Here is a 7,942-nt window from a genome sequence, read left to right as displayed (position 1 = left end):
GTGGAACTGGACTCTAGACAAGCCCCACTCCACCCGGAGGTCTTCTTTTTGTCACCGAACCACGCCGCCTGTCACCAACGTCCGTGGGCAATACACCTAGCCCTCCGCAAGTACCCCGTTTACGAAACGCAACGCGATCCCCCCACCCCTTACTGTTGATCCTGCACCCAACGAAACCGTTTACGTAAACCGTTTTCCGAAACCGATTACGTAACTCGGGCAGCAGACAGCAAAGACACCCTCAGGGAGGAGGAACAGTGGTCACCATCCGCGATGTCGCCAAGCACGCCGGCGTCTCCCCGGCCACCGTCTCCCGGGTTGTCAACGGGCTCGTGGGCTACTCCGACGAGACCCGGGAACGGGTCGAAACTGCGGTCAAGAGCCTCAGCTACGAAACGGACTACCTCGCCCGGGGCCTCAAGACCCGGCAGACGTCCGTGATCGGGCTCCTCGCCCCCATGGTTTCGGACGCCCTCGCCTCCCAGGTCATGCAGGGCGTGGAGGAGGAAGCGCAGGAACGCGGCTACGCTGTGATGCTCGGCCGCACCGGCGCCAAGTCCGCGTACATCGCCGGCTACCTCCGGACGCTGCGCACCTACCGGGCCGCCGGCGTCATCCTCATCTCCGCGGTGATCACCCCGGATACCAGGCAGGTGCTGGGGCCCAACGTCCCCATCATCTCCGTCGCCATCAGCGACAAATCGGGCTCCCCCAGCGTGGCCATCGACGACGAGCAGGCAGCCTACGACGCGACCCGTCACCTGCTGCGGCTTGGCCACCGGCGCATCGGCCTGCTGACCGGCGATCCTGCGTCGATCCACGTCGCCCAGCCCCGGAAACGCGGCTACCTCCGCGCCATGACCGAAGCTAATTGCGCCCCGGTCACGGCCACCGGCAGCTTCTTCTACGAAAGCGGCGCACCCGGAGTCGACGAGCTCCTGCAGCAGGAGCCCGGCCTCACCGCCATCTTTGCTTTGAGCGACGAGATGGGCGCCGCCGTCGTCAACGAACTGCAGCGGCGCGGCCTCCGGGTGCCGGAAGACGTCTCCGTCCTGGGCTTCGACAACACCTCCACCTCCCTGCACGTGAACCCGCCGCTGAGCACCATGGCCCAGCCGCTCGAGGAGATGGGGCGCATGGCCGTCAAAAAGCTGCTCCGCTCCCGCGACCTGGGGCCGAAGATCATGCCGCACTGGCTGATCGAGCGCGGCTCCACCGCACCGCCCGGTTCAGCCCCGGCCGGCACTCAAGAACAAACGAGCTAGCCCCACACAGACCACCCCACCGGCGACAGCCGGCACTTCCCCGTGCCACAAACCGGCCAGCCGCCGCAGTTCCGCATGCACCAAACCACCCGCACCACCCCCGATAACAAGGAGCAACACATGAGGCAGCGCCGCCACTCCTGGCAGGCTCTTCTCGCCACCACCGCATCCCTGACCGTCGCCGCCGTCGCCCTCACGGGCTGCGGCGGGACCGCCACGGAAGAGAAGAGCACCCCGAAGGCCGCCGCCGCGTCCTTCGAGGGCAAGGGCCCCATCAACTACGTCTCCAACCGCGATGCCTCCGGTGCCGCGAACAAGAGCATCGAGGAATGGAACGCCGCGCACCCGGAGGAGAAGGTCACGTTCATCGAACTGCCGGACTCCGCGGACCAGCAGCGCCAGCAGCTCATCCAGAACGCGCAGATCAAGTCCGACACCTTCAGCGTGCTGAACCTGGACGTCGTCTGGACTTCCGAGTTCGCCGCCAACAAGTGGATCCTGCCGCTGCCCGCGGACGCCGTCCCCACGGACAAGATGATCCCCGCCACGGTCAACGCCGCCACGTACCGGGACTCCCTGGTCGGCGCCCCGGACTACACCGACGGCGCCCTGTTCTACTTCCGCTCCGACCTGCTCAAGGCCGCCGGCATCGCCGCCCCGCCCAAGACCTGGGACGAGATGAAGACCGCCTGCAAGGCGATCCTGGCCCTCCCCGAAGCCGCGGGCATGTCCTGCTACACCGGCCAGTTCGACAAGAACGAGGCCCTGACCGTCAACTTCTCCGAGGCCGTGGCCTCCGCCGGCGGCACGGTCGTCGACGCCGACGGCAAGCCCACCGTCAACACCCCCGAGGCCAAGGAAGGCCTGAACCTGCTGGTGAACGGCTTCAAGGACGGAATGTTCCCGTCCGACGCCATCACCTACCTCGAGGAGCAGGGCCGCCGCGCATTCCAGGAGGGCAAACTCGTCTTCATGCGCAACTGGCCCTTCCTGCACGCCTCCCTGAGCGCCACCGACGGCTCCAGCCAGGTGGCCGGCAAGTTCGACATCACCTCCATCCCCGGCACCGACGGCCCCGGCGTCTCCACCCTGGGCGGCCGCAGCCTCGCCATCTCCCCGTTCACCCCCAACAAGGCCACGGCCCTGGAGTTCGTCAAGTTCTTCACCAGCGAGGAGCAGGCCCAAAAGCGCCTGGCGCTGTCCTCCCGCGCCCCGGTCTACGCCTCCCTGTTCGAGGATCCCGCCGTCGTCGCCAAGCGCCCGTTCTTCCCCACCCTCCTGACCTCGCTGAACAACGCCCAGCCGCGCCCCAAGGTGGTCCAGTACGGCGCCACAACCAAGGCCATCCAGGAAGAGGCCTACGCGGCCATCACCGGCGCCAAGGACACGGACATGGCCCTGAAGGACATGCAGGCCAAGCTCACCGAGCTGACCAAGTAGTTCCGCAGTAACCCAGCAGTCCAGACCCCACGCCTGGCCGGCCGGTCCACCCCGGCCGGCCAGGCACGCTGCAACTCCAGTTAGGTACCAAAGCATGACGACGACGACCGCCCCGCCCGCCGGCGCGCAGACCGGCACGCCCCACGCACCCGGGCCCCGCAAACGCGGCAACCGCTCCCCCGGTGAAGGCCGCATGGCCACGATGCTGCTCTCCCCCACCCTCCTGGTGCTGGCCCTGGTGATTGTGTACCCGCTGCTCTCCGCGGTGCACCAGTCCCTGTTCCGCGCTGAATCCGGCCTGGACGCGGACGGCTTCGTCTCCGATGTGGAGTCCTTCGTGGGCCTGGCCAACTACGCCGACCTGTTCGTCGGCGAATCCGGCCGGCGCTTCCTGAACGCCTTCGCCAACACCACGTTCTTCACCGTCACCACGGTGTTCCTCGAGACGGTGCTGGGCCTCTGCCTGGCACTGGCCATGAACCGCGCCTTCCGCGGCCGGTCCTTCCTGCGCGCCAGCATCCTGGTTCCGTGGGCCGTGCCCACCGCCGTCTCGGGCCTGCTGTGGCGCTGGATCTTCCAGTCCGACGGCATCGCCAACACCCTGCTCGGCAGCGAAATCCTCTGGACCGCCGAGGGCAACGCCTCCAAGCTCGCCGTCATCATCGCCGAGGTCTGGAAGACCGCCCCGTTCATCGGCCTGCTGGTCCTCGCCGGCATGCAGGTCATCCCCGGCGAAGTGTACGAAGCCGCCCGGATCGACGGCGCCGGCTGGTGGCGCCAGCTCGGCTCCATCACCCTCCCGCTGGTCAAGCCCACCCTGCTGGTCGCCGTGCTGTTCCGCATGCTCGACGCCCTGCGCATGTTCGACCTGCCCTTCGTGCTGATCGGCCCCGGCAAGGAATCCGTGGAGACCCTCTCCATGCTGGCCTGGGATGAATCCAACCAGCTCCGCCACGGCTCCGCGTCCGCGTTCGCCGTCATGCTCTTCCTGTACGTGGCCGTCGTCGCGATTGTGTTTGTGAAGGTGCTCGGCGCCGACGTCACCGGCGCCAAGGAACTGAAGCTGCTGTCGAAGAAGACCGCCCGGAAGAACCGCCTCGCGGCAAACCAGACGCAGGCGCCCGCTGACCTGTCGACCTCAGAACAGTCGAACTCTGACCAGAAGAAGGCCGAGGCCACCCGATGACCATCTCCGACCTCCGCAATGCCGCGGTCGACTCCGGCGCAGGCTCCTCGAACGCCCCAGCCGACGCGCCGCCGTCGAACCGGCCCAACGCCAAGCGCACCTGGCGCTCCTACAGCGTCTACGCCGGCCTGGCCCTGATCTTCGCCTACTGCCTGGCCCCGTTCTACTGGATGCTGGTCTCCAGCCTGCGCCGCACCGCGGACATCTTCGACAACACCCTGCTGCCGGCGCCGTTCTCGCTGGAGAACTACGCCAAGGTCTTCGACGGCTCCACGATGTTCGGCCAGGCGCTGCTGAACTCCCTGATCGTCGCCGGCACCACCACCACGTTCGCGCTGGTCCTGGGCGTGTTCGCCGCCTACGCGATCTCCCGGCTGAACTTCCGCTTCAAGTCGGTGATCCTCGGCGTCATCATCGCGACCTCGATGTTCCCCGGCATTTCCGTCGTGGTGCCGCTGCTGCGCCTGTTCACGGACATCGGCTGGATCAACACCTACCAGGCGATGATCGTGCCGAACCTGTCGTTCGCGATTCCGCTGGCGGTCTGGAACCTCACCACGTTCATGAAGGCCTTGCCGTTCGACCTTGAGGAGGCGGCCATGATCGATGGCTGCACCAAGTGGCAGGCGTTCCGCCGGGTGCTGCTGCCGCTCGCCGCGCCGGGTGTCTTCACCACCGCCATCCTGACGTTCATCCACAGCTGGAACGAGTTCATCATCGCCCTGTCGATGATCAACGACCCGAAGATCCAGACCGCCACGGTCGCGATCTCCAAGTTCACTGGCGCCACCGAATTCCAGGCGCCCTTCGGCGAGCAGATGGCCGCCGGCGTGATCGTCACCGTACCGTTGGTAATTATGGTGCTGATCTTCCAGCGGCGGATCGTCGAGGGCCTCACCGCGGGCGCCAGCAAATGAGCCCTGTCCAATCCGGCACCGTCGAGGAAAACACCCTCACGCCCGATGTGCAGTGGTGGCAGTCCGCCGTGATCTACCAGGTCTATCCGCGCTCGTTCGCCGACGGCGACGGCGACGGCGTGGGGGACCTCGCCGGTCTGACCGCCCGGCTGCCGTACATCGCCTCACTCGGCGTGGACGGGATCTGGATGACCCCGTTCCAGCCCTCCCCGCAGCTGGACCAGGGCTATGACGTAAGTGATTACTGCGGCGTGGATCCGCTGTTCGGCACCATGGACCAGTTTGATGCTTTGCTGGAACTGGCGCACTCGCTGGGGTTGCGGGTCCTGCTCGACGTCGTCCCCAACCACTGCTCCTCGGAGCACCCGCTGTTCCAGGCTGCTTTGGCGGCCGGCCCGGGCTCGCCGGAGCGGGACATGTTTCACTTTGTCCCGGGGACCGCTGACCGCGATGTCCCGCCGAACAACTGGCAGAGCGTGTTCGGCGGCCGTGCGTGGAGCCGCGCCAACCCGGAGTCGGCGATGGACAAGGACTGGTACCTTCACCTGTTCTCGGCCGGGCAGCCGGACTGGAACTGGCGCAACCCCGCCGTCGGCGACTACTTCGACGGTGTGCTGCGCTTCTGGTTCGACAAGGGCGTGGACGGGCTTCGGATCGACGTCGCGCATGCCCTGTTCAAGGCCGAGGGCCTGCCGGACTCGCCCTTCACCGGCGGGGTGGTGGACGGGTTGCGGTCCAACCCGCAGGTTTCGGACCAGGAGGAAGTCCACGAGGTGTACCGCCGCTGGCGCACCCTGGCCGAGAAGTACGAGCCGCACCGCCTGCTGGTGGGCGAGGTCAACCTGGAACCGGCCCGCGCCGCCCGGTACACCCGTGCCGATGAGATGCAGCAGGCCTTTGCGTTCGCGTTCGTGAAACTCGGCTGGGATCCGGCGGCCTGGGCCGCCGCCGGGAACGAGCTCGAGGCCGCACGCCGGCTCCACGGCGCCACTCCCACCTGGGCGCTGGAGAACCACGACATCGTCCGCTCCGTCACCCGGTTCGGCGGCGGGGAGCTCGGGGCCCTTCGGGCCCGCGCCGCGCTGGTGGCGCTGCTGGGTCTGCCCGGCCCGGCCTACCTCTACCAGGGCCAGGAACTCGGCCTGCCCGAGGTCGATGTCCCGCTCGAGGCCCGGGTCGATCCGATGTGGGCCCGCGGCGGCGTCTGCCGCGACGGCGCCCGCGTCCCGCTGCCTTGGACCGATGACCCAGCGCTGAACCATGGCTTCTCGCTGGCTGACCCGGCCGCGGAGCCGTGGCTTCCGCAGCCTGACGGCTGGGGCACGCACGCCGTCGAGCGTCAGCAGCAGGAGCCGGAATCCGCCCTGAACTTGACCAAGGCGGCGCTGGCAATGCGCCGACATCTGTGGAAGAACGAGGTCTTCACCGCGGCCGACGGCGGCAAGTGGCAGGTCGAGTCCGGGAACCTACTCATCTGCGAACGGAACGCGCATTTCTACGTTGCCGTCGCGATGGGCACCGAACCGGTCAAACTCCCGACCGGGACCGTGCTGCTCAGCGCCGAACCGCTCTCCGAAGCTGGCTGGCTCCATCCGAACAACGCCGCCTGGGTGCTGAAGGGCTGAACGTTCCAGACGAACCCCCGTTGCGCTATCACGTGTAGCTGCTACCAGCGAGGCTGAGAACGCCCATAGGTGATAGCGCAACGGGACATTTTCCGAATACAGCCTGTTCCGGGCCTGTTGACGGCTCGATGCGGTAAGCAAGCGGAAAAATTAGAGGTTGACGTGCAACCCGGCATCATCTCACAGCATAATTCTTGGCCTCTAAAGGGTACCCTGGGCCAGGCTCTACGACCCGACCTGGCTAGGAGGGGTGCGCGGACCAATCGCCCAAGCGGGACGATCCGACGAGCGCTGCGTCAAGCTAAAGCCAGCGGCACTCTGCAGACTGCGGCATGGATTGCTTCCCCGGCGTCAATCCATGCTCGCTTCGTTCCGGTCAGGGCAGAATACTGCGTACATCCCGCAGTCGGGATACTTTGAGCAGTGGCGCATCCAGGAGTCCTCGAAGTTCGTGTACCGTCTTCGAAAACCTTTTATCGCTTTATCGCTGTTGTGGAACCGGACAAAACCTACACGATGAGAACACGCCGTATCGGCGCCTTCGTCAAAGAGGTCGAATTTTCCGGACCTGCCGCGCTTACGATGAAATACTTGTTCGCCCGGTTCGAGAGCCCTTGGTTCGAAGGCGGAGGACTCCGCCTCATCCTCAATATTAACCAGCGCCAAGGCGATCTGATCAAAGATGTCTGAGTAGTCGATGGAGCGGGCATCGATCTTGGTGTGTTCGATTTCTCCCCCGCGGGTTGTTCTCGGTTCCTCGCCGGAGTACGGCTCGAAGCGGACCACGTGGGTGACCTTGTCGCTAGCGGTGTCCGTGAACTTCGGCCCACGATGAAATTGGACATCTGCATCAAACGCCCGACAGAGCTCCTTCAGTTCGTTGCGCCAATTCTCAGGAGCGTTCTGGCTGCCCAACGCGCGAGGATCCCCTAGGAACACGATCAAACGCGTGAGAGTACGAGCGGACTTCAGAGGGCCGAATTCAGCGACCATGTCCAGGTAGGCGCGCATTAAGTCGCCAATCTCCGCATCGTCCTCCATGTCGACGATCGTGCACAGTAGTTCCTCTCGAACGACCTCAGCTGGAATCACCTGATTCGCACCAGCGGGGACGTGCCGCGCCTTCACCCATACGTCCGCGCGCACCAATATTTCGAAGGGTGGGCCAGCCCCATCGTTGCGATGCATGACGACGGCGTGACGGATGTGGGTCAGGCCATCATCATTTCGAGAGGCTGAGAATCCGGGATCGCGGAGAACTTCAGGTAGCACTGCTGCGCTCAACGCGCCGTCAATTCCTTCGCCGGTGAGCCAAGCCGCCATGTTCGCTTCGAGCCGAGCGACAAATTCGTAATTGGACCTAATGTCCAGAGCCGGCTTGAGGAGCCCTCGCGGGCGCTTCTCTGCGGCCCACTCAGCCCCGAAGTCCTGCGGAACTGCCCGCAGCTCGCGCAGATCGAGAAAACTGCGCGCCCCCCTCAAGGGCTGCGCATTAAACCTTGCCATCCG

At 65.8% G+C, this 7,942-nt stretch carries 6 protein-coding genes; 5 read left to right on the top strand and 1 reads right to left on the bottom strand.

Features of this window, described 5'->3' with window-relative positions:
• Nucleotides 1-257: 257 nt before the first annotated feature.
• From J2W14_RS15025 to J2W14_RS15005, 5 genes are all read left to right on the top strand, one after another.
• Entirely contained in the window at nucleotides 258-1,265 is a 1,008-nt protein-coding gene (locus J2W14_RS15025) for a LacI family DNA-binding transcriptional regulator (RefSeq protein WP_307463945.1), read from the top strand.
• Nucleotides 1,266-1,385: 120 nt separating this feature from the next.
• Nucleotides 1,386-2,705 (top strand): ABC transporter substrate-binding protein, encoded by a 1,320-nt coding sequence (locus J2W14_RS15020; protein WP_307463942.1) that lies wholly within the window; start codon nucleotides 1,386-1,388, stop codon nucleotides 2,703-2,705.
• Between the two features lie 94 nt (nucleotides 2,706-2,799).
• A complete protein-coding gene (locus tag J2W14_RS15015; RefSeq protein WP_307463940.1) occupies nucleotides 2,800-3,891 on the top strand; it encodes a carbohydrate ABC transporter permease in 1,092 nt (363 codons plus the stop codon).
• Entirely contained in the window at nucleotides 3,888-4,808 is a 921-nt protein-coding gene (locus tag J2W14_RS15010; protein ID WP_307463937.1) for a carbohydrate ABC transporter permease, read from the top strand. The genes J2W14_RS15015 and J2W14_RS15010 overlap by 4 nt, the downstream gene beginning before the upstream one ends.
• Entirely contained in the window at nucleotides 4,805-6,433 is a 1,629-nt protein-coding gene (locus J2W14_RS15005; RefSeq protein ID WP_307463935.1) for an alpha-amylase family glycosyl hydrolase, read from the top strand. Before J2W14_RS15010 ends, J2W14_RS15005 begins: the two co-directional genes overlap by 4 nt.
• 351 nt (nucleotides 6,434-6,784) lie before the next feature.
• Here the strand turns inward: J2W14_RS15005 and J2W14_RS15000 are convergent, their stop codons facing one another.
• Nucleotides 6,785-7,939, bottom strand: coding sequence for a hypothetical protein (locus tag J2W14_RS15000; protein WP_307463934.1), 1,155 nt, complete (start codon nucleotides 7,937-7,939; stop codon nucleotides 6,785-6,787).
• Between the last annotated feature and the right edge of the window lie 3 nt (nucleotides 7,940-7,942).

Source organism: Pseudarthrobacter oxydans (genome assembly GCF_030812335.1).
In the GTDB taxonomy this organism is placed as follows: Bacteria; Actinomycetota; Actinomycetes; order Actinomycetales; family Micrococcaceae; genus Arthrobacter; species Arthrobacter oxydans_B.
The sequence above is the reverse complement of the archived record's forward strand: the minus strand, read 5'-3'. Positions and strand labels throughout refer to the sequence as shown.